Source organism: Pseudomonas savastanoi (assembly GCF_020917325.1).
GTDB lineage: Bacteria > Pseudomonadota > Gammaproteobacteria > Pseudomonadales > Pseudomonadaceae > Aquipseudomonas > Aquipseudomonas amygdali.
This window is the reverse complement of record NZ_CP076652.1, coordinates 1,943,561-1,962,028: the sequence shown is the minus strand read 5'-3', so window position 1 is coordinate 1,962,028 and position 18,468 is coordinate 1,943,561. Positions and strand designations below refer to the sequence as shown.

Below are 18,468 nucleotides of genomic sequence, written 5' to 3'. Positions count from 1 at the left end.
CTCGGTCGATAACAGCCAGACATAGAATTCAGCCCCATAATTTTTTTCGACCGACAAGCCTGCGTGCTCTATGACGGCAAGACTGAGACAACGTTTTGTCCTCGGCGCAATGAGCCAAGAGCGCGGTCAGCGGAATGTCTACAGGAAAGCCATCCTCCAGCCATTTAAGCGCCAGTCCTGACCAATATTCGGAATGCGACATCAAAGCTGTGATCACAAGCCGCCGCAACGCTATGTCGGCAGGTAGAGTATATTTTTTGCTAAGGGCTCTTACCGCATCAGGCAAATCGAGTGCAGCTGTTTCGAAAGTTTTCTCAAGCAGCGGCAATAGCCAGACATAGCTGAATTCTTCGTTCATCTTCTCCCCCTAGGCTGCTATCGACGCCAAGGCGTTCATCAAATTGAGGTAACGAAGCGGGTTTCGAGGCCAACGCTGACTGGCGGTAGCGCATTAATCAATACGACGGCATCGTCGCCCAGGTTAAGGTAGATTAATGAGTCACCGGTCTCGAACGTAACCCTGAATCCAGCCAGCCAAGATTCTTGCCCGTTGAAAGAGTCAAGAACTCCCTCAACTGCACAAATTTTTGTGTTCTCGAGGTGGGCTGCTGATAAACCTACAAGTAGGTTTTCCCTCTTCCAGGAGCAGGTTACGTTCGGCTCTATCTTGAAGGACACCGGCGTATCAGAGGGCAACAAGTCTGCGCCTACTCTTTCGCCATCACTCAAGAGATACATCGATAGAGTTTCTCGCTCGCCAAACCGCCATTCTAGAGAACCTATGTCTCCCAGATATTTCTCGTCGTTGAAATAGTATTGGTCGTGCAGCAGCACGCTCAATCGCTTTCCCAAAAGCGAACGGGCGTTTTGCAGGTCTTGGCCAGATCTTGCTGGGGACGAGGAGTGGCGACCAGACATCGAGTACCTCGTATACTTGGGAATAGAGGCAGATACTACACAATCGCCATTACGTCCGCTCTTGGCTGAGAGCTGGCTCTCTGTTGGGAATCATCGCTTGGGATGCCTCTGCCGCCATACGGCATAGGATGCACTCAGGTCAGACTGGAGATCGCGTGCCAATGCATTGCCCTTACTGCAATTCGAATCTTGTCGATGCCGACGATGGTGAGATGCTGTGCTCTTCGTCAGGAGCCTTGCTCAGCGAATCTGTGAGCAAAGTTTTTCGCCTTCGTTACAGCCACTGCCAGACCATTGCCGGGGGCCATGCGGTGCGGCAACCTGCTGATCTTTTTTGCCCTGGCTGTGGCATCCCAATGACGGCAACAGGATGTCGATCATGCGGGCAATCCTTTGAACCGGCGCTTCTGCGACGCCTCATAGAACTCAATCCACATCCCGGATAACCGTCAGTATATCAACCGCGGTTTTCGGCCCATGCTGTCCAGTCAAGCCTTTATCCCGAAACCGTTGCCGTACGGCAGGGGCTGCGGCGGTTAGCTTAGCGGGGTCGCAGAAACTCAGCTCCTGGCCGATTGCTGCTTTTCGCGACAGGCGGCTATCGGCCAAAAGCAGACGTGATGGCGTTTGTATAGTATCTGCCACTCTTCCCACCTGTATAAGATACACGATGTCTAGCCGCTACTCTCCGTCCCCATCAAGGGCTGTACAAGACCTTCAAAACGCACGCTCGCTTTTGGGAAAGCGCCTGAGCGAGCTGCTGCACGACCAGTATTATTTCAACGACGAGAAAGAACTGGGAGACATAGGTTCTCTAGAGTGGCATTTTGGCGAGCGAGAAGTTTTATCAATGTATCTCTTGAATGACGGCGAGAGAGTAGGCGCGGACTGGTTGCCGTCCGATACGCCAACGGCTTTCGAGATAGAGCCGAACGCGACCTGCTCTTGGAAAAGGGAGAACCTGCTCGCAGGTTTATCAGCAACGCACCTTGGGAACACAAAAATTTGCGCAGTCGAGGGAATTCTTGACTCTTTCAGCGGACACGAGCCTTGGTTGGCCGGATTCAGAGTCACGTTCGAGACTGGTGACTTCTTGATTTACCTTAACCAAGGCGACGATGCCGTCGTGTTGATTAATGCCCTACCGCCAGTAAACGTGGGCCTCGAAACGCGCTTCGTTACCTCAATTTGATGAAAGCTTTGGGTCGAAAGGCGTCTTTCGGTAACGACATTGGGACCTCGCTACGCCGCGCGCGGACTGGGTAGCAGCGTGGGGATGGGATTCGCCTGAGTCGTTGCGCGTTTGGCAGGTCATCGCCATTCTGGAAGCGACCATTTTAGGGTAGATTGAAGTGGACATTGACCGTCTGTTAAAAAAGCGCCAACTGAACGTGCAAGAGCAAAATGCTCTTGTGGCCCACAGGCTCATGCTAACCGCCAAAGTTTGGTTGGCCAGAGGTATTCCCCTCGCCTTAAAAAACTATGGCGAGTCAAAAGGCATTATATGGTCAGAGACCGTCGTACTCGACCTTGAAGTCGACTTTCCCGGAATGCCAAGCCTTTATGGTCTTTTGCTCACTCACACAGAGCGGTTCATAGAGTTTGAAATTGAAACCGATAGCTCTCATAGGTACGTGGAATCGGTGATTCAGTGGGAGGATGTTTCTGCTAATCAAGACTACGCGCCCCGCAAGCGTGGCACTGGAAAGGGCTTCGCAGCAATTGCTCTCCAGATGAGACGCGAAATTCTATGCGGCTTGTAGGTGTGAATCGCAGAAGCTGAAATCCCATTGTTGATCTGAAGCCGCTTTGGGCCGACTGCTTCCAGCAACTGGTGTCCGCTTTGGGTCATTAGCAGCCGGTCGCGGCCGACCGCTATCGACCCATAGCGGACCCAGCGGTGATTCTTTCTTCTTTCGTCATGTTTGACTGTGTTTGCTCGCCTTTCGTGACGTGATGAGCGTCTGGCACATAGCGGCCACTTCTGGGATAGCCGCAGCCAGCGTGGACAACACCTGATACATCTCCTGGGCATCTGGAAATGGATATACATCCAGGCTAATGGCAATCCTAAGCTTGCGCGGATCGTGCTGTTCTCTGAGCCACGTCTCGACCTCACGCGTCATTGCCGCGCCGTTATCGTTTGTTTGCCAAGCCAATAAATTGAACAGTTCGACAACCAGCTCTTCGGGCACCGTTCGAGGTATCTCCGCGAACAGGCGATTGGCTAGGTCAAGCTCGCCAAATACGCTTACCACTTCGTTCACCGCGTCAAACGCCTGGGTGTATTCGGCGGCGTTGCGCTCGATATTAATGATGTCGAGTGCTTGTTTTAACGATGGGTGCATTTGGTCATTCCATGGTGTTGCAGGGGGGTATGCAAATCAGCATTGAACCCAACGCATCGTCGGCGCGTTGAGCCACGGTGCGGCAACATCTCACAGCTTAGAAGCGAGCGTTCACAACGAAAAGAAATATCTTTTCACCTATTGCAAACGTCCGCTTTTGGCCGATTGCAGCCCTTCGCGAGAGGCAGCAATCGTCCCAGGCTGTGTGAAAACACCGCCGAGCAGTTCAAGACCTGCGGTTTAAAACAGTATGAGTCGATAATGGACTTTTCACTACCGCCAGCCTTCGTTCGGTCGTGGTCCTTCGAACAGCAATAGCTGGGCTCATTCATAAAATTTACCAGCCAGCAAAATTGCCGCACAGCGTTGCCATACATTTGATCTACTGGGACTCAGAGGAGAACTGCGTGAGCTGGCAGTCCCCCACGCTGCGGCAGCATCAAGAAAGGTATCAATAGAGCCGTTTTCCCACCCCAGCGCCCCCGGTCCATAGGGAGACGGCGGAGAGATCTCCCGCAGCAAACGCTCCTCGGCAAAATCCATACCTAGAGCTTCAATGAAGCCGATGAATGATTGTTCGTCGTCTACGGTTTTCAGTAGCTCATCAAGATTTATGGACATGGTTGCCTTGGAGGCGCGTGATAGATGATAGCGAATGAGTAAATTCTCACTATGCTGCTATGCCACGCGATGAGGGGCAAGCTTACGCCCTCTTTGGGGCTAGGCTGTGAGAAAGGGCCAGTAATCGTCTAACCTTTTCATCGTCGAGATCGTAGCAGGGGCGGTCATGAAGCGATTCATTGAAGGCGAGGCCCGGGCGCAAGTGACTCTGCTGAGGACGTTGTGAATGCAATCAAATAATCCCAATCAAAATCCGAGCCCAGCCCCTACGCCAACCGCCTCATGGACAAATCCATCAGCCCCATCAGGTCTCTCTGTTCTCTCAGCGAAAGCACCAGCCGCGCGATGGATCGGCTGCTCTCTACCTCGGACAAGGACAGCCCCTTTACATACAGCTGGATATCACCTGACTCGGGGTGGAGAAGCTTCACTGAAAAGGTTTCATCCAGCGCGACGACGCACTCGCACTTTGACGGCAGAAAGGCCGTTTCAAGAACGCGTTGAATATCGGGTTTTGAAAACATGGTGCGTCCTCTGCAAAGGGCTAAATCGTGATGTAAAGAGTAGACGAGTTTTAGGTGAATAGGTTTCCGACCTGCGCAACGGATGCGCACGGCGCGGGGGCTTTTTGTGCGACTGCTCGGGACTGTTTTTCCTGATCAAGGTAACTGCCTGCAACGCATCACGCTGTCTGGTCTAAAGTACCCTCTTCTGAACTCCCCGAGCCTCGACCGACATGAATGAACGCGCACGTGAACTGGCGTCTCGTCTGATTCGCAATTTCAATGAGGCTCCCCTCGCACATGAAGTTCGTGAACCTCTCTATGAAAGCTCGGCAGCCCGCCTGGGCACAGGCACGGCAGCACAAAAGCTCGGGGCCTCGATTGATGTCGTCGCGCCGGGCAAGCGCTCGTGCCCTTATCACTTTCATCATGCGCAGGAAGAGATGTTCGTGATCATCGAGGGCGAAGGCAGTTTGCGTGTCGCAGGCGAGATGCTGCCGATCCGGACGGGTGACATCGTGTTTATCCCGGCGGGCTCCGAATACCCTCATCAGATAATCAACACCTCGCAGGCGCCGCTGAAGTACCTGTCGATCAGCACCCGGGAAACGCCGGAGGTCTGTGAATACCCGGACTCGGGGAAGTATCAGGCGATGGTTTCAGTGCAGGGAACCCGGGTGTTTACCGCCAACCAGCGGACCACTGAAAACCTCGATTACTGGGAAGGCGAGCCCTGATTTCAATTGTTCATAAATTGTATCCGGCAGTTCACGCTTTTTTCACGTTCGCGGGTTTATTGTTAACTCAATTCCCAGCAAGACCTTAAGCCCGCTACCCCCCATCGCGGGCTTTTCTTTGTCTGCGATTTGAGCACATGGCACCCCGCATGCGCCCAGAGACATCAGGAACACGACTGCTTTTACAGGCGTCGGGCAGATAGGGAACATCATGCAGAAAATGGTTTCCAAGCCCTACTTCCCGGAAGAAAACCTCCAACCATGAAATACACCCTGAAAAAACTGGTCCTCACCGTTGCGTGTCTGACGGCGGCTCCGGCCTTCGCTGCATGCCAGATGGCACCCGTCTCCTATGACATGCCTTCACAACGTCTGGATGAGGCGCTGCAACAACTGGCGCATAGATCCGGCTGCCCGGTTACCGTCGACCTGGGCGCTGACAGCAGCAGAAAGGTCAAGAAATTCAAGGGTACGTTCACGCCGGATCAGGCGCTTTGGCTGGTGTTGAAGAAAACCGGGCTGGAGGGCTATGTCGAAAACGACGGGCTCACCGTTGATCGTCGAGGCCAGGATTTCGTAAACCAGCGAGCAACTGAGCTACGCACGGCTATCGATGAGGCTGGCACACGGATGGAGGCCAGAAAGAAGAAGCGCTTCCTTCATCAACTGGACACCATCGAGTCCGGCGCGAAGAAAGTGGTCCTTGAACAGAGCTTCGTCAGTGCCGCAGAGATGGCGAGTTACAAGCGTGACTTCGACGAACTGTCGAGCCAGATCCCGGCCAGCAAGTGAACCTCCGATAATTGCGCTAACATTCGTCGCTTTTGACCAGACGGCCGCACGCGCTGTGGGATATCGATGAGAAAAACTGCCTTATTCATAGTGGCGCTGGCACTGCAACCGCTGGCTTACGGCGCAGGTGATGCAGAGGCCGGAAAAGCAGTCTTTACCCGCCTCTGCTCCGGCTGTCACAAGATCGGCCCTTCTGCACGCAACGCATTTGGCCCGCCCCTCAACGGCATTATTGGCCGTCAGGCAGGGCAACAGGAAGGCTACGTCTATACCGACGCAATGAAAAACTCGGGGCTGGTCTGGACGCGTGAAGAGTTGCGCACGTATATCAAGGACCCAGGCGAAGTCGTGCCTGGCACGCGAATGAAACTGTGGTGGATGGGCAACGATGAGCGAATGGAAGACCTGCTCGAATACCTGGACGCAAACAAATAATACGGACAGGTAGATAAACCGCCCTCGGTGTTTACCGAGGGCAGTAGCTCAGTTACTTGTCCGGGGTGTACGGCGGGTAATCATCCTTGCTGCCCTTGTCAGTGGCTGGAGTCTTGGCGGGCCCGATCGGATCGATTTGCGGGTCCTGGGTTTTCGGTGACTCTTCGTCAAAACCCGGATCATTCTTGTCTTCGTTGCTGCTGCCTGGCTTGGTGCCGGTCATATGCGCCTCCACTGGTTAAATTCAGAACCTGATAGTCAGAAAGCGGATCAACATAGCCGTGCGATATGTCTGACGAACGGGGCCTTGCAGCAAGAGGATATGGCGGCGTTCAGAGGCAAATGGTAGCCTTGCGCCATGCAAGGAGAGAACCATGAAAAGGCTTTCAATCACGCTGGCAGTGGCAGCGCTGCTGGGCGCAGGCACGGTATACGGTGAGATCTTCAAATGCACATCAGCGCAGGGACAGGTGAGCTATGCATCTATCCCCTGTGACAACGCTGCACAGAGCGCGCTGCAGCGCCAGGGCCCGCCGAACATGCGGCGCGAGGGTGAGCCTCTCGATTATGTTCACCAGACCAATCTCAAGGCCACTGAATACCTGAAGATCAGCGGCCGCACCCACGTGACGGTTTACGAGACGGAACGCTACAAGGCGTATCAACGAAACCGCCCGCCACCGCCGAACATCCCTTCGCAGTGCCAGAGCCCGCGTTACGACAGCCAGTGCTTTGATCCGTCGGGTGGCATGTCTTCAAAAAAACAAGCGGCTCGCCAGGACGCCGCTCGATAACCTATGGCGCGGTTTTCACATCGGCACGCACTTCGCTGATCTGTATCTCCGGGATCAGGTCGGTGTAGTTGGTGATGTCGGCATTGATCTGCTTTGAATGCGGCCCCATGCCGGCTTCAAAGTCTTCTATGGAATCGCAATAGATGTGGCACATGCCGATATACCGAGGCTCCGAGCCCGGCGTTGCTCCGCCTATGCCTCTGTCGACGCTGTAGCCCTTGCAGTAACTGCCCATCAGCTCTTGCACCAGCGGCAAGTGTTTGTCGCGATAGTAATCGTGGTCGAAACGGGCACCCTCTTCATACGCATACAGCACACTGACTTTAATCATCTTGATAGGCTCCTGAGTGAAGGATCAATACATTCGTCTGAACACTCTAGCGATTATTGCGGCCGGGTGCTGACATCAATGACGTGCTCCCTCACAATCACGCCGTCTTGCCCCCTGCCCTGAAAAGCAGCCTGGCTATCGAACCATTTTGAGGAACCCCGCATGAATACGCTTGAGTGGAACGAGGCCGCGCTGGCGAAATACCTCGCGACCCATCCGACCCTGAAGGACGAAATCAGCGCGTTGAGCCCGAAAGAGCAAAAGCAGCAATTACAGTGGGCTTTTGAAGACGAGGCCGAGAGCCAGGGCATCGAGACCTGGGAACTGGCGCTGGAACTGATTGCCGAGTCGCCCGAACAGTTGCAGAGCATGCGCCTTGAAGCACACCGCCAGGTAGCCGAAGCGCTGGGCATGGACTGGGAAGAATATTGCGGCTTCAACGATATCCAGCCGTGACCCGAGCCGCCGTTGAGGGTAAATCGGCCATTGATTGGCGATCTACCGAGTGACTCATCAGTCAGCGCTTTACCTGTTCCTTATGGGTGAGTAACGTCTGCTCACTTCAATAAAGGAATCACGTCATGAGTGATCTGGTCTCGTACCATCTGGACGACGGTGTCGCCACGCTGACCCTGAACAACGGCAAGGTCAATGCCATTTCCCCGGACGTAATCATCGCGTTCAATGCTGCGCTGGATCAGGCCGAACAGGACCGGGCAATAGTGATCGTCACCGGACAGCCCGGGATTCTCTCGGGTGGCTACGATCTCAAGGTGATGACCTCGAGCGCCGAAGCGGCGATCAATCTGGTTGCTCAGGGCTCCACCCTGGCGCGCAGAATGCTGTCGCACCCCTTCCCGATCATTGTCGCCTGCCCCGGCCACGCCGTTGCCAAGGGTGCCTTTTTGCTGCTGTCCGCCGATTATCGAATCGGTGTCGCAGGGCCATTCAGTATCGGATTGAACGAAGTACAGATCGGCATGCCCATGCACCACGCCGGCATCGAACTGGCGCGTGACCGGTTGCGTAAATCAGCCTTCAATCGCTCGGTGATCAACGCCGAAATGTTCGACCCTGAAGGAGCGATGGCCGCCGGCTTCCTGGACAAGGTGGTCAGCGTCGATGAACTGCAAGGCACCGCACTTGCGGTCGCCGCACAGTTGAAGAAGATCAACATGAGCGCGCACAAGAAGACCAAACTCAAGGTCAGAAAAGCCTTGCTCGATACACTGGATGCAGCTATCGAGCAGGATCGGCAACACATGCTGTGATACCCAATCGAAGCCCGCCCGCGCGGGCTTTTGTTTACCGGCGAACTCATACGCATTTGATCAATCTGATCAGCTACCGCGCATGTTTTTTTGCGCCACTGACATATTGAAGAAGCGATAGCGCCATGGGTCGAGTTGTTGCAGCAGCGGTGTACAGCAAAGGCAAAAAAGTCCGCGATATAACCCTTGATGAGGGTGCCGCCTGGGCCGCCAAACCCGATCATTTCGTCTGGATCGGCCTGGAGCAGCCCAGTAATGAGGAACTGACCAGCCTGAAAGAACAGTTCAACCTGCATGAACTGGCCCTTGAAGATGCCATGGAGGTTCACAGCCGTCCAAAGCTGGAAACCTTTGGCGATGCGCTGTTTATCGTGACCTACGCGCCGGTACGCGAAAACGGCAAGCTGCTGTTCATCGAAACCCATATCTTCGCGGGCAAGGGCTACATCATCACCTCACGCAACGGCCACTCCAAGTCCTACGGGCTGGTGCGTCAGCGCTGCGAAGCACGACCACTGCTGCTGGAACACGGCGAAGACTTCGTGCTGTACGCCCTTCTGGACTTCGTGACCGAGAACTATCAACCGGTGACCGAAGCCATCCATACCGAACTTGAGCTGTTGGAGCAAAGTGTCATCGGCGGCTCATTGCGCGAGTCCGACATCCAGCACATTCATGCACTGCGCCGTGATCTTTTACGCATGCGCCGTTACGTAGCGCCGATGGTGGAAGTGGGTGAAGAACTGCAAAGACTCAGTTTCCCTTTCATCGACAAGAACATGCGCCCCTACTTTCGCGACGTGGAAATTCACGTCAAGCGGCAGATGGAAGACCTGGGCAACCTGTGTGACATCGCCAGCCAGACAATCGAAATCGGCCTGTTGCTGGAGTCCTCGCGGCAAAGCATCGTGCAGCGCAAGTTCGCTGGCTGGGCAGCGATTCTGGCCTTTCCAACCGCAATTGCCGGCATCTATGGCATGAACTTCGAGAACATGCCGGAGCTCAAGTGGGAATACGGCTACTTCATCGTGCTGGGCGTCATTCTGGGCGGGTGTACGGCGCTGTTCGCCAGCTTCAAGCGCTCTGGCTGGCTATAGCACCGCCACCGCATTCCCGTTCAGACGGCCATGCGCCGGGTCAGACGGACTGTTTTTCCGGCTTGTGCGCCACAAAGCGCATCATCCATTCTGCCACCGTCGCCCCGTGATGCTCGTGATCCAGGCTGGCAACACCTTGCCGGTAAACCTGCTCGCCCAGCGCTTCCTGACGAAGATCAAGCAAGGTCCGGGAAAACTCGTGAATGAACTCGGGATGGCCTTGGAAACACAGCACCTGATCATTGATATGGTAGGCCGCAAATGGACAGAACTCGCTGGACGCAATCACCGTTGCGTTCTCGGGCAGCGCGGTCACCTGATCCTGATGGCTGATCAGCAACGTGAGCTTGTCCATTGCTGGCGTCATCCACGGTCTGGCGGGTGCCAATTGATAGTGATGAATACCGACGCCCCAACCCTGTACGGCACGCTCGGTCCTGCCGCCCAGCAGCAAGGCCAGCAACTGGTGACCGAAGCAGATACCAAGCAGTTTTTCGCCGCGCTGATACAGCTCCAGCAGATAGACCTTCAAGGTCTGAATCCACGGGTCGGTGCCAAATGAGTCTGCCTTGCTGCCGGTCACCAGATAAGCATCGAACTGCTCGTCTGCAGGTGGATAGTCCCCTTGCACCACGTTGTAAACGGTCAATTCTGCAGCAATCGGCTGGCGAGCGAAGAGCAATTCGAACATCCGCCCGTACCCCTGATATTGCTCGACCAGTTCCGGTCGCAGGTTGTCGGTTTCCAGAATACAGATGCGTAAAGACATAAAAGAGGCCCTGAAGCAATGATGAGGCAATAGCGCACGGGCAGAGCCTGCCTTGAAGGCTTCGGCAAATCAAGCAGCACCCCGCGCCTTGTCGGAGGTTTAATGGGCGTAGGAAAAGTCTGGCCCAGACGAACGGTGCAAAGCTGACCGATGTGAATGAAGCGTCTAGCAAAGGCCTGTGCCTCTGGCGAGCAGTTGATTGATAACGTTAAGTTGGATAAGTACACGTTTAAATTCCCAACCGTTCTAAGGCGTGGGGCACCTCGGCTCTATTGTTAAATCTGTAACAGGAAGCGCGCAAAATCCTTTCAGCGCACGGGCCAGCGGTCAAATGACCGGGCCCACCTGTTCAACGCGCAACCTTGCCAGCAGTCGACTCTCTACGTTGCAGAATCGACCTGCTTCTGTCGCACAGGAATAACAACAAAAGGCGGTCAGCCATGTTCAAGTTCAAGCACTCCAAAGTACGTCAGGCGGGATTAATCCTCTTTACCACTGCGCTGTTATTGATCGTGCCTAACCTGAACAGGTTGTTCGGCTGATCTGACACGCTTTCGGTCAGTGTGTAACTGTGCCACTCTTTCCACTCGACTGAAGGAGACGCGCCTATGCGCCAATGGATTGCTGTTTTTGCACTTTTCAGCAGCTTCGCAGCCCACGCGGGCATGGTAGATCAGGCTGCAGCGGTGGCTGCGCTCAAGGAAGGCAAACTGGCGATGGATGTACGCAGCCAGACCGACTATGACGCTGGCACAGTATTGAATGCAGTACGGGTCGATGACCGGCGGCTGGTCAATCAGATGAAGCAGGTGCTCAACGACCGCAATGCGGTGTTCGTCATTTTCAGCAGCACCGACAGCAAAGCCGACAAGGCTCAGGAAAAGCTCAGGGCGGCGGGCTATTTCAGCGTCATCAATGGCGGTAATTACGAAGAGCTGCACAACGCGCTCTACAGCACCACCGACGACCCCGCTGAATAAGCAATGGCCGGAGATTCAATTCCGGCCATTTCAGCGACGCGCAGATCAGTGCTTACGCGCTACTGATGCTGCGCCTGGACCTGCACTCGGGTTTTCACTTTTGGCGTACCGGTCATGGGTGAAACCACGACCTTGGCGTGCATCTGTTCAGACCCGCCACCCCGGCGCATGCCGCGCACCGGACAAGCATCCAGATAGTCCAGCCCTACCGCCAGCTTCAAATGACGTTCGGGAATGGCCAGCTGGTTAGTGACATCGAAGCTGTACCAGGCGTCGTCTATCCACGCTTCGGCCCAGGCGTGACTGGACAAATGTTCGCTGTCTTCGCTGCACAGATAACCGGACACATAACGCGCCGGAACCCCAAGACTGCGGGCGCAGGCCAGAAAGGCGTGGGTATGGTCCTGACAGACTCCCGAGCGTCCGGCGAAGGCTTGAGCGGCACTGGTGTCGACTTCGGTCGCCCCCTGCGTGTAGGTCATGTGCTGGTTGAGCGCCTGCATCAAGTCGATCAATGCGCTGCGGTCAGCGCGCTTGCGACACTCCCTGGCCGCGAAACTGCGAATCGCTTCGTCAGGCTCGGTCAGCCGGGTAACGCGCAAAAACGGCAACGCCGACTGGCTTTCGTGCTCGGCTTCGCGGGTTTCGTCGATTTCCACCTGCCCGCGAGCGCCGATGATGATCGCCTCGTGCGGCTCTTCCAGGCTCAGGACATGCAGGATATTGCCGAAAGGATCAATCTGCGCGCGCACCGGGCGCGGCAACGTCAATTGCCAGCTGAGCACCTGCTGGCGCTCACTGTCGTGAGGCGTCAGGCGCAGATACTGGATACTTGAACGCACCTGATCATCGTAGTGATAGGTGGTCTCATGGCTTATGGAAAGTCTCATGCAGCCTCCAGGTACGAAGTGTGGATGGCATCACCCAGTTGGGCCAGCATTGGAATGAATTCGTTCAACCACTCATGCAGGCCCTCGTCCAGAATCTCGTCGATACTGGTGTAGCGCAATCTTGCGTCCATCTCGGCGGCCATGCGCTGCGCAGGTCGGCCATTGACGCCGGGCAGACTGGCCAGAATGACGTCCATCTCTTCCAGACAGGCGCGCAACGAGCGAGGAATGTCGGCACGCAGCAGCAACAGTTCGGCAACCTGACGCGCACCTGGCGCATCCCGATAGACTTCAGTGTAAGCCTCGAACGAGGACAGTGCGCGCAACAAGGCGCTCCACTGGTAGTACCCGGCAGCCGAGTTGTCCGCCGCGGCATTGGCCTGTGGCCCGCGCAGTTCGAGCATCTCATAGCGGGCATCGAGCATGCGCATGGTGTTGTCAGCGCGCTCGATGAACGTGCCAAGACGAATGAAACGGAACGCATCGTTACGCATGATGGTGCCGTAGGTCGCACCACGGAACAGGTGCGAACGCTCCTTGACCCACTCGCAAAAGCGACTCATGCCGTAACGGGTCAGGCCCTGTTGAGCAATGCCGCGAATTTCCAGCCAGGTGGAGTTGATGTTCTCCCACATGTCGGCAGTGATACGCCCGCGCACGGCATGCGCGCTGGCCCTTGCGGCACCCAGGCAGCTATAGATGCTGGCCGGGTTGGTCGCGTCCAGCGCAAAGAAATGCAGCATGCGCTCGGCATGCAGTTCACCATGACGCTCGATGTAGGTTTCCAGCGTTCCGGTAATCAGCAACGGCATGGCTATTTCATCCAGCCCGTCGCCCCGCCCGTCCTGCGGCATCAACGACAGTGAATAGCTCACGTCCAGCATTCGGGCGAGGTTCTCCGCTCGCTCCAGGTAACGCGACATCCAGAAAAGATCAGAGGCAGTTCTACTTAACATTGGCAGGCATCCTTAATCCTCGACCACCCAGGTGTCTTTGGTTCCGCCACCCTGTGACGAATTGACCACCAGTGAGCCTTCACGCAAGGCCACTCGGGTAAGCCCGCCAGGTACGACGCGGGTTTCGCGACCGGACAGAACAAAGGGGCGCAGATCGATATGTCGCGGGGCTATGCCATTTTCGACAAAGGTCGGACAGGTCGACAGGCACAAGGTGGGTTGGGCGATGTACGCGTGTGGCTTGGCCTTGAGACGCGCCCGGAAGGCTTCGATCTCGGCGGCGGTCGCTGCAGGGCCGACCAGCATGCCGTAGCCCCCGGAGCCTTGGGTTTCCTTGACAACCAGGTCGCCCAGGTTGGCCAGCACATGTGACAGCTCTTCCGGCTTACGGCACTGCCAGGTCGGCACGTTCTTGAGAATCGGCTCTTCGTCCAGATAGAAGCGAATCATGTCGGTGACATACGGATAAACCGACTTGTCATCGGCAACGCCGGTACCAATGGCATTGGCCAGAACCACATTGCCGGAGCGATACGCTGCCAGAAGCCCGGGAACGCCCAGCATGGAATCAGGGTTGAACGCCAGCGGATCAAGGAATGCATCGTCAAGCCGACGGTAGATAACATCGACAGCCTTGGGACCGTCGGTGGTACGCATGAACACGCGGTCGTCGCGAACAAACAGATCGGCACCTTCAACCAGCTCGACCCCCATCTCGCGAGCCAGAAACGCATGCTCGAAAAAGGCGCTGTTGAAACGCCCGGGCGTCAGCACCACAACACTCGGGTTGTCCAGATGGCTGGAACTCTTGAGCGTGTCGAGCAACAGGTTCGGATAGTGATCGATCGGTGCAATGCGCTGGGCCGAGAACAGCTCCGGGAACAAACGCATCATCATCTTGCGGTCTTCGAGCATGTAGCTCACGCCGCTCGGGGTTCGCAGGTTGTCCTCCAGCACGTAATACGTGCCATCACCGTCGCGCACCAGATCGACGCCGGAAATGTGCGAATACAAATCGCGGTGCAGGTTCAGGCCCTGCATCGCCAACTGATATTGCTCGTTGGCCAGCACCTGTTCGGCAGGAATGATTCCGGCCTTGATAATCCGCTGGTCGTGATAAAGATCCGCCAGAAACATGTTCAGCGCCTTGACGCGCTGAATACAGCCACGCTCGACAACACGCCATTCGCTGGCGGGAATGCTGCGCGGGATGGTGTCGAAAGGAATAAGCCGCTCGGTGCCCTGCTCATCGCCATAGAGCGTGAACGTGATACCGGCGCGATGAAACAGCAGATCGGCTTCGCGCCTGCGTTGAGCCAAAAGCTCGGGAGGCGTATCACCCAGCCAGCGGGCAAACTCCCGATAGTGCGGACGGACTACGCCGCCCGCATCGTACATCTCGTCATAAAAGGTGCGGATCATGCCGTACTCCTTGTCACCATGGACACCAAGACCATCGCAAAGCCCGTGCCACCGGCATAAACGCTTTAATTTCAAAAGGTTAGGTAAACACTCGACGTTCTACGCACCATTCCTGTGCACTAAACGCCCAAGCCGATTATTTCGCGCCTCATTCGGAAGCGTCATTCAACCGTGAAATCTATGATCAGCATAGTCAGAGTTGATTTCCGCCAACAACATTAGTTCGCCACACTCCACAGCAACCGAGCAAACAGGGCACCAAACGCCGTTTTTGCGCTAACCGTTATTTTGTCCAGCAGGCGAAGAACGCATGCGGATTTTAAACAGACTTCCCTTTGAGCCACTCGTTTGAGTGGCTTTTTTTTGACCACTGTTTATGAACGCGAACCGAAAACAGAACCGGCCGATCCAGAACGTATCCCGAATCAGCCGGTAATGTGTTGCCTGACAATCAAAAGCCATCAAGCATGCAGTCTTCTGATCTCCTGAGTGACGCCCCAACCTTCGACCTCACCGCCCATGGGTGAAATCACCATCTGAAAGTCCTGCTCGAAATCACCGATACCGTCATAAGTGGCATACATCACTTTGCTCAATTGCAAGTGCCAGTTACCGTCATCACGTACGTTTACCTGAGTATTGAGGGATTCACCGCGAAATTGCTCTGCGGCCTGCCGTGCCCGCTCCTCGTCCGGGAAGATGGCGTAAAACTCGATGGGATAGATTCGCGCGAAATCAAAACCGCCTTCTTTCATGCGGCGCAGTACGTTACTGCTGATGTCCTCTTGATAGGCTGTGCTCATGAAACGTCCTCCTATGCAACGATAGATAGAGTTTCAACTCTTCCAGAGCGACCGCCGAATCATCGGGGGCCGCCGCACGACAGATAATCCGGCGTGGGGAATCAAGCATGTAGCTGACCAGACCAGGCTTGGCACAGGTCGGTATCGAGATGTCAGAGGCCGTTTGAACAGCCTCGTCTGCAGAGTAGACCCATCGTGGGTCGAATGCCAAGTGGTTGCCACGAAAAGCTTTTTGAATCACCGCAGGTCAGGCAACTTCTGTAATGGAAATGATCCGCACACTGTTATGGTCTTTGAGCGTTTTCACCGTAGGCTCGTCGGTGCGCCCGTCAAGATCATTGAGATCCAGCTCATCGGTGACTGGATACAGGTCCTTGCGCAGGAGACGTGCAACTTGCTCGTCACTGGGATGCTGTTCAAAATCGGCCTCGAGGTGCTGCTGCATGCCGTCCTTGTCCAGATACGAAATGACCCACTTTTTCATCAATGCCTCCAGAACGAAGCCAGGCACTCTGGCTTATGTGATAAGGACCTTTTGGCCCACGCATTCGTTCCAACGAATTAAGCCGGAAAGCCCGCGATGACGGGCAAGACAAAAGGCCCTCGCAATGGATGCCGAGGGCCTTTTGTGTGCTGCTGATCCGACTTGCCGGTTACCCGGACAAGTCAGTCATGGTCAGTTACGGTTCTTGCTGGCCTCGACACCGGCCGTGTTGTCCAGAAGGCTCTTGGTGGCGGTCTGCAGGAAGCTTTCCAGCTTGCGCTTGAGCTCCTGAGTGTCAGGTGCATCAGGCACTTCTTCGGCAGACGGCTTGGCACCGAGCGTGTAGGTCAACAGCTTGGCCGGCATTTCTGTCGGCTCGATCAGAATGCGGTTGCCGCTGATGATCGCGACCACCTGCTCACTGCCCGACGGCTTGATCACGCCAAAACCCTTGTCGCCTTCCGGCAGGTTCAGCAGATCGCGGCCCCAGCACTGGTTGCGGTTCAGACCACCCAGACGGCCCATGATGGTTGGCACGACGTCAACCTGCGTGCCGACAATGCTGCTGCGCTGGCCGAATTTCTCTTGTACACCAGGCCCGATCAGTAGCAATGGCACGTTGAAACGCCCCAGGTCCATTTCAGTCAACTGCTTGTCATTGCCGAAACCGTGGTCGCCCAGCACCACGAACAGGGTGTTCTTGTAGTAAGGCTCTTTTTTGGCCTTCTCAAAGAACTGTCCCAGCGCCCAGTCGGCATAACGCATGGCAGTCAAATGCTCATCCAGCGAGCCGTGTCCGGTCACACGCTCGACCGGCAGCGGGTCCGGCAACGCGTACGGCGTGTGGTTGGACAGGGTCTGTAGCAGCGCATAGAACGGCTTGCCGTCCTGACGGGCTTTGAGCTCCTGGGCGCCACGGTCGAACATGTCCTGGTCGGAAACGCCCCAGGTCGGATCGGAGAACACCGGATTGACGAAGTCCTCGCGACCGACAAAATTGGTCATGCCCTGGTTGCTGAAGAAACCCGACTGGTTGTCCCAGGCGAAGTTGCCGTTATAGACATAGACGTCATCGTAGTTGCGACCCGCGCTCAGCAATTGCGGAAGGCCCGACAGCTTATGGCTGCCCTCTGGCGTCTGCATCAGGTACTCAAAGCCCGGCAGGTTCGGGAAGCACGCCATGGTGGCGAACATGCCCTGATGGGTGTGGGTACCGTTGGAGAAAAAGTGATCGAACAGCAGGCCTTCCTTGGACAGCTTGTCAAAGTACGGCGTGATGTTGGCATCGTTGCCCAGCGCCCCTACCGAGTGACCGGCGAAGCTTTCCATCAGGATCACGACCACGTTGCGGATCGGCAAGGTGTTCTCTGCCGGTGGCGTGAAGTCACGACGCACAGCCGCAATATCCGGTTCGACCAGCTTGTCATGCGAGGTCAGCAGCATGTCGCGCACAGTCTGTTGCGCCTCGGCCTGTGGCAGCGTGGCTTTCCAGATGTTGTCGCGATCTTCGGACATACGGCTCTTGGCCGCCGTAATCAGGGTCAGTGTGCCGTTCAGGCCCAGCTGATTGGCGAAGTTGGAATCGGTGGTGTAAGCGTCACCCCAACGCAGCGGCGGGCCCTGGCGCAGGGTGCCACGGATGCACACCACCATAACCAGTAATACCAGCACGAAAACGCCAATGCGCATGTACCACGGCGCAACTGTGCTGACCGTCTGGGTGCCCTTAGTCGTTACGAGGCGTGGCCGCGTCAGGCGGTCGATGCCCTTGAACACCAGGCTCAACAGCCAGGTCACGATTGCCCAGGCGAGCAGGTAGCGAACCACCGGAAAACCGTACCAGAGCATGCTCAGGACAGTCTTTGGGTCTTCCTTGACGTATTGAAACACCAGGCCGTTCAGGCGCTGGTGAAACTCGCGGTAGAAGTCCATTTCCATCAAGCCGAAGAACAGCGTGATGCTGCCGACCAGGGTCAGCCAGAACCGGAAGAACCCGCGTGCCGCCATGGCCCGGGCGCTGAACAGCGACAGCACCAACGGAATGAGCAGATACATGGTCAGGCGCAGGTCGAAACGCGTGCCGTTGAAGAGTGCTTCAAGGAATGTCGAGGCTGGCGTGTCGCCAATCATCTCGCGGTTGTAGACCAGCAGACCGATACGCAGCAGCGTGTACATCACCATCAAAGCGAAACCGCTGAGCAGGATGTAAGCCAGATGCGATTTGACAGTCGGGTTTAGCAGGCGGGCTTGCCGATGAATCTGGGCGTCCGTTTTAGCCATGGTTGTCAGGATCCGGTGGATTCAGGGGTAGGTTCAG

General features: G+C 55.9%; 25 protein-coding genes. 10 read left to right on the top strand and 15 right to left on the bottom strand.

What is annotated here, in order from left to right; translation table 11 throughout:
* Positions 1-28: 28 nt before the first annotated feature.
* The 3 genes from KP808_RS08680 to KP808_RS08670 all read right to left on the bottom strand — a co-directional run bounded on the left by KP808_RS08680 (position 29) and on the right by KP808_RS08670 (position 1,299).
* On the bottom strand, positions 29-358 hold the full coding sequence (locus tag KP808_RS08680; protein WP_147462589.1) for a hypothetical protein: 330 nt from the start codon (positions 356-358) through the stop codon (positions 29-31).
* A gap of 38 nt (positions 359-396) precedes the next feature.
* Positions 397-834, bottom strand: coding sequence for a hypothetical protein (locus KP808_RS08675; protein WP_016981393.1), 438 nt, complete (start codon positions 832-834; stop codon positions 397-399).
* A gap of 324 nt (positions 835-1,158) precedes the next feature.
* Positions 1,159-1,299, bottom strand: a complete 141-nt coding sequence (locus tag KP808_RS08670) for a hypothetical protein (RefSeq protein ID WP_016981394.1) — start codon at positions 1,297-1,299, stop codon at positions 1,159-1,161.
* A 289-nt stretch (positions 1,300-1,588) separates the two neighbouring features.
* Here KP808_RS08670 and KP808_RS08665 point away from each other — a divergent pair, with 289 nt between their 5' ends.
* On the top strand, positions 1,589-2,110 hold the full coding sequence (locus KP808_RS08665) for a hypothetical protein (RefSeq protein ID WP_230018109.1): 522 nt from the start codon (positions 1,589-1,591) through the stop codon (positions 2,108-2,110).
* Between the two features lie 160 nt (positions 2,111-2,270).
* Entirely contained in the window at positions 2,271-2,681 is a 411-nt protein-coding gene (locus KP808_RS08660; protein ID WP_096101216.1) for a hypothetical protein, read from the top strand.
* Between the two features lie 156 nt (positions 2,682-2,837).
* On the opposite strand, the gene KP808_RS08655 is transcribed toward KP808_RS08660, so the two are convergent.
* From KP808_RS08655 to KP808_RS08645, 3 genes are all read right to left on the bottom strand, one after another.
* The gene (locus tag KP808_RS08655; RefSeq protein WP_230018107.1) at positions 2,838-3,266 is read right to left on the bottom strand and encodes a hypothetical protein; all 429 of its coding nucleotides are present in this window, start codon (positions 3,264-3,266) and stop codon (positions 2,838-2,840) included.
* A 324-nt stretch (positions 3,267-3,590) separates the two neighbouring features.
* Complete coding sequence (locus tag KP808_RS08650; RefSeq protein ID WP_230018105.1) at positions 3,591-3,887, bottom strand: DUF7660 family protein; 297 nt, start codon at positions 3,885-3,887, stop codon at positions 3,591-3,593.
* Between the two features lie 266 nt (positions 3,888-4,153).
* Positions 4,154-4,411, bottom strand: a complete 258-nt coding sequence (locus tag KP808_RS08645) for a DUF1652 domain-containing protein (RefSeq protein ID WP_004661336.1) — start codon at positions 4,409-4,411, stop codon at positions 4,154-4,156.
* 212 nt (positions 4,412-4,623) lie between these two features.
* Between KP808_RS08645 and KP808_RS08640 the strand changes: the two genes are divergently transcribed.
* The 3 genes from KP808_RS08640 to KP808_RS08630 all read left to right on the top strand — a co-directional run bounded on the left by KP808_RS08640 (position 4,624) and on the right by KP808_RS08630 (position 6,354).
* A complete protein-coding gene (locus KP808_RS08640; protein WP_219171198.1) occupies positions 4,624-5,127 on the top strand; it encodes a cupin domain-containing protein in 504 nt (167 codons plus the stop codon).
* A 261-nt stretch (positions 5,128-5,388) separates the two neighbouring features.
* Positions 5,389-5,919 (top strand): hypothetical protein, encoded by a 531-nt coding sequence (locus KP808_RS08635; RefSeq protein ID WP_230018103.1) that lies wholly within the window; start codon positions 5,389-5,391, stop codon positions 5,917-5,919.
* A 66-nt stretch (positions 5,920-5,985) separates the two neighbouring features.
* A complete protein-coding gene (locus KP808_RS08630) occupies positions 5,986-6,354 on the top strand; it encodes a c-type cytochrome (protein ID WP_031599503.1) in 369 nt (122 codons plus the stop codon).
* Between the two features lie 52 nt (positions 6,355-6,406).
* On the opposite strand, the gene KP808_RS08625 is transcribed toward KP808_RS08630, so the two are convergent.
* Complete coding sequence (locus KP808_RS08625; RefSeq protein ID WP_054072234.1) at positions 6,407-6,577, bottom strand: DUF6021 family protein; 171 nt, start codon at positions 6,575-6,577, stop codon at positions 6,407-6,409.
* 151 nt (positions 6,578-6,728) lie between these two features.
* On the opposite strand from KP808_RS08625, the gene KP808_RS08620 reads away from it, so the two are divergent.
* Positions 6,729-7,148, top strand: a complete 420-nt coding sequence (locus tag KP808_RS08620; protein ID WP_230018101.1) for a DUF4124 domain-containing protein — start codon at positions 6,729-6,731, stop codon at positions 7,146-7,148.
* Between the two features lies 1 nt (position 7,149).
* Here the strand turns inward: KP808_RS08620 and KP808_RS08615 are convergent, their stop codons facing one another.
* On the bottom strand, positions 7,150-7,479 hold the full coding sequence (locus KP808_RS08615; RefSeq protein WP_005731513.1) for an EthD family reductase: 330 nt from the start codon (positions 7,477-7,479) through the stop codon (positions 7,150-7,152).
* Positions 7,480-7,641: 162 nt separating this feature from the next.
* Between KP808_RS08615 and KP808_RS08610 the strand changes: the two genes are divergently transcribed.
* The 3 genes from KP808_RS08610 to KP808_RS08600 all read left to right on the top strand — a co-directional run bounded on the left by KP808_RS08610 (position 7,642) and on the right by KP808_RS08600 (position 9,847).
* Entirely contained in the window at positions 7,642-7,935 is a 294-nt protein-coding gene (locus tag KP808_RS08610; protein ID WP_004664517.1) for a DUF6388 family protein, read from the top strand.
* 125 nt (positions 7,936-8,060) lie between these two features.
* Positions 8,061-8,750, top strand: coding sequence for a crotonase/enoyl-CoA hydratase family protein (locus tag KP808_RS08605; protein WP_044343812.1), 690 nt, complete (start codon positions 8,061-8,063; stop codon positions 8,748-8,750).
* A gap of 125 nt (positions 8,751-8,875) precedes the next feature.
* Complete coding sequence (locus KP808_RS08600; RefSeq protein WP_058402006.1) at positions 8,876-9,847, top strand: magnesium and cobalt transport protein CorA; 972 nt, start codon at positions 8,876-8,878, stop codon at positions 9,845-9,847.
* Positions 9,848-9,887: 40 nt separating this feature from the next.
* Here KP808_RS08600 and KP808_RS08595 read toward each other — a convergent pair whose 3' ends face one another.
* Entirely contained in the window at positions 9,888-10,616 is a 729-nt protein-coding gene (locus KP808_RS08595) for an amidotransferase (RefSeq protein ID WP_219171197.1), read from the bottom strand.
* A gap of 608 nt (positions 10,617-11,224) precedes the next feature.
* On the opposite strand from KP808_RS08595, the gene KP808_RS08590 reads away from it, so the two are divergent.
* Positions 11,225-11,596, top strand: a complete 372-nt coding sequence (locus KP808_RS08590; RefSeq protein ID WP_058409740.1) for a rhodanese-like domain-containing protein — start codon at positions 11,225-11,227, stop codon at positions 11,594-11,596.
* Between the two features lie 59 nt (positions 11,597-11,655).
* Here KP808_RS08590 and KP808_RS08585 read toward each other — a convergent pair whose 3' ends face one another.
* The 6 genes from KP808_RS08585 to KP808_RS08560 all read right to left on the bottom strand — a co-directional run bounded on the left by KP808_RS08585 (position 11,656) and on the right by KP808_RS08560 (position 18,431).
* Entirely contained in the window at positions 11,656-12,486 is an 831-nt protein-coding gene (locus tag KP808_RS08585) for a transglutaminase family protein (protein ID WP_002552860.1), read from the bottom strand.
* A complete protein-coding gene (locus KP808_RS08580) occupies positions 12,483-13,442 on the bottom strand; it encodes an alpha-E domain-containing protein (RefSeq protein WP_003378609.1) in 960 nt (319 codons plus the stop codon). The genes KP808_RS08585 and KP808_RS08580 overlap by 4 nt, the downstream gene beginning before the upstream one ends.
* 12 nt (positions 13,443-13,454) lie before the next feature.
* On the bottom strand, positions 13,455-14,864 hold the full coding sequence (locus tag KP808_RS08575; RefSeq protein WP_002552858.1) for a circularly permuted type 2 ATP-grasp protein: 1,410 nt from the start codon (positions 14,862-14,864) through the stop codon (positions 13,455-13,457).
* Positions 14,865-15,325: 461 nt separating this feature from the next.
* The gene (locus KP808_RS08570) at positions 15,326-15,667 is read right to left on the bottom strand and encodes a ribonuclease E inhibitor RraB (RefSeq protein ID WP_058409741.1); all 342 of its coding nucleotides are present in this window, start codon (positions 15,665-15,667) and stop codon (positions 15,326-15,328) included.
* A gap of 247 nt (positions 15,668-15,914) precedes the next feature.
* Positions 15,915-16,151: a hypothetical protein gene (locus KP808_RS08565; protein WP_010197145.1), complete on the bottom strand. Its 237-nt coding sequence runs from the start codon at positions 16,149-16,151 to the stop codon at positions 15,915-15,917.
* A gap of 192 nt (positions 16,152-16,343) precedes the next feature.
* Positions 16,344-18,431, bottom strand: a complete 2,088-nt coding sequence (locus tag KP808_RS08560; protein WP_058409742.1) for an LTA synthase family protein — start codon at positions 18,429-18,431, stop codon at positions 16,344-16,346.
* Positions 18,432-18,468: the final 37 nt, after the last annotated feature.

What these genes read in the sequence shown, in the direction of transcription:
- KP808_RS08680 (WP_147462589.1), bottom strand. Translation starts at nt 358, where the DNA reads ATGAACGAAGAATTCAGCTATGTCTGGCTATTGCCGCTGCTTGAGAAA.
- KP808_RS08670 (WP_016981394.1), bottom strand. Translation starts at nt 1,299, where the DNA reads ATGATCGACATCCTGTTGCCGTCATTGGGATGCCACAGCCAGGGCAAA.
- KP808_RS08665 (WP_230018109.1), top strand. Translation starts at nt 1,589, where the DNA reads ATGTCTAGCCGCTACTCTCCGTCCCCATCAAGGGCTGTACAAGACCTT.
- KP808_RS08655 (WP_230018107.1), bottom strand. Translation starts at nt 3,266, where the DNA reads ATGCACCCATCGTTAAAACAAGCACTCGACATCATTAATATCGAGCGC.
- KP808_RS08650 (WP_230018105.1), bottom strand. Translation starts at nt 3,887, where the DNA reads ATGTCCATAAATCTTGATGAGCTACTGAAAACCGTAGACGACGAACAA.
- KP808_RS08645 (WP_004661336.1), bottom strand. Translation starts at nt 4,411, where the DNA reads ATGTTTTCAAAACCCGATATTCAACGCGTTCTTGAAACGGCCTTTCTG.
- KP808_RS08640 (WP_219171198.1), top strand. Translation starts at nt 4,624, where the DNA reads ATGAATGAACGCGCACGTGAACTGGCGTCTCGTCTGATTCGCAATTTC.
- KP808_RS08635 (WP_230018103.1), top strand. Translation starts at nt 5,389, where the DNA reads ATGAAATACACCCTGAAAAAACTGGTCCTCACCGTTGCGTGTCTGACG.
- KP808_RS08630 (WP_031599503.1), top strand. Translation starts at nt 5,986, where the DNA reads ATGAGAAAAACTGCCTTATTCATAGTGGCGCTGGCACTGCAACCGCTG.
- KP808_RS08625 (WP_054072234.1), bottom strand. Translation starts at nt 6,577, where the DNA reads ATGACCGGCACCAAGCCAGGCAGCAGCAACGAAGACAAGAATGATCCG.
- KP808_RS08620 (WP_230018101.1), top strand. Translation starts at nt 6,729, where the DNA reads ATGAAAAGGCTTTCAATCACGCTGGCAGTGGCAGCGCTGCTGGGCGCA.
- KP808_RS08615 (WP_005731513.1), bottom strand. Translation starts at nt 7,479, where the DNA reads ATGATTAAAGTCAGTGTGCTGTATGCGTATGAAGAGGGTGCCCGTTTC.
- KP808_RS08610 (WP_004664517.1), top strand. Translation starts at nt 7,642, where the DNA reads ATGAATACGCTTGAGTGGAACGAGGCCGCGCTGGCGAAATACCTCGCG.
- KP808_RS08605 (WP_044343812.1), top strand. Translation starts at nt 8,061, where the DNA reads ATGAGTGATCTGGTCTCGTACCATCTGGACGACGGTGTCGCCACGCTG.
- KP808_RS08600 (WP_058402006.1), top strand. Translation starts at nt 8,876, where the DNA reads ATGGGTCGAGTTGTTGCAGCAGCGGTGTACAGCAAAGGCAAAAAAGTC.
- KP808_RS08595 (WP_219171197.1), bottom strand. Translation starts at nt 10,616, where the DNA reads ATGTCTTTACGCATCTGTATTCTGGAAACCGACAACCTGCGACCGGAA.
- KP808_RS08590 (WP_058409740.1), top strand. Translation starts at nt 11,225, where the DNA reads ATGCGCCAATGGATTGCTGTTTTTGCACTTTTCAGCAGCTTCGCAGCC.
- KP808_RS08585 (WP_002552860.1), bottom strand. Translation starts at nt 12,486, where the DNA reads ATGAGACTTTCCATAAGCCATGAGACCACCTATCACTACGATGATCAG.
- KP808_RS08580 (WP_003378609.1), bottom strand. Translation starts at nt 13,442, where the DNA reads ATGTTAAGTAGAACTGCCTCTGATCTTTTCTGGATGTCGCGTTACCTG.
- KP808_RS08575 (WP_002552858.1), bottom strand. Translation starts at nt 14,864, where the DNA reads ATGATCCGCACCTTTTATGACGAGATGTACGATGCGGGCGGCGTAGTC.
- KP808_RS08570 (WP_058409741.1), bottom strand. Translation starts at nt 15,667, where the DNA reads ATGAGCACAGCCTATCAAGAGGACATCAGCAGTAACGTACTGCGCCGC.
- KP808_RS08565 (WP_010197145.1), bottom strand. Translation starts at nt 16,151, where the DNA reads ATGAAAAAGTGGGTCATTTCGTATCTGGACAAGGACGGCATGCAGCAG.
- KP808_RS08560 (WP_058409742.1), bottom strand. Translation starts at nt 18,431, where the DNA reads ATGGCTAAAACGGACGCCCAGATTCATCGGCAAGCCCGCCTGCTAAAC.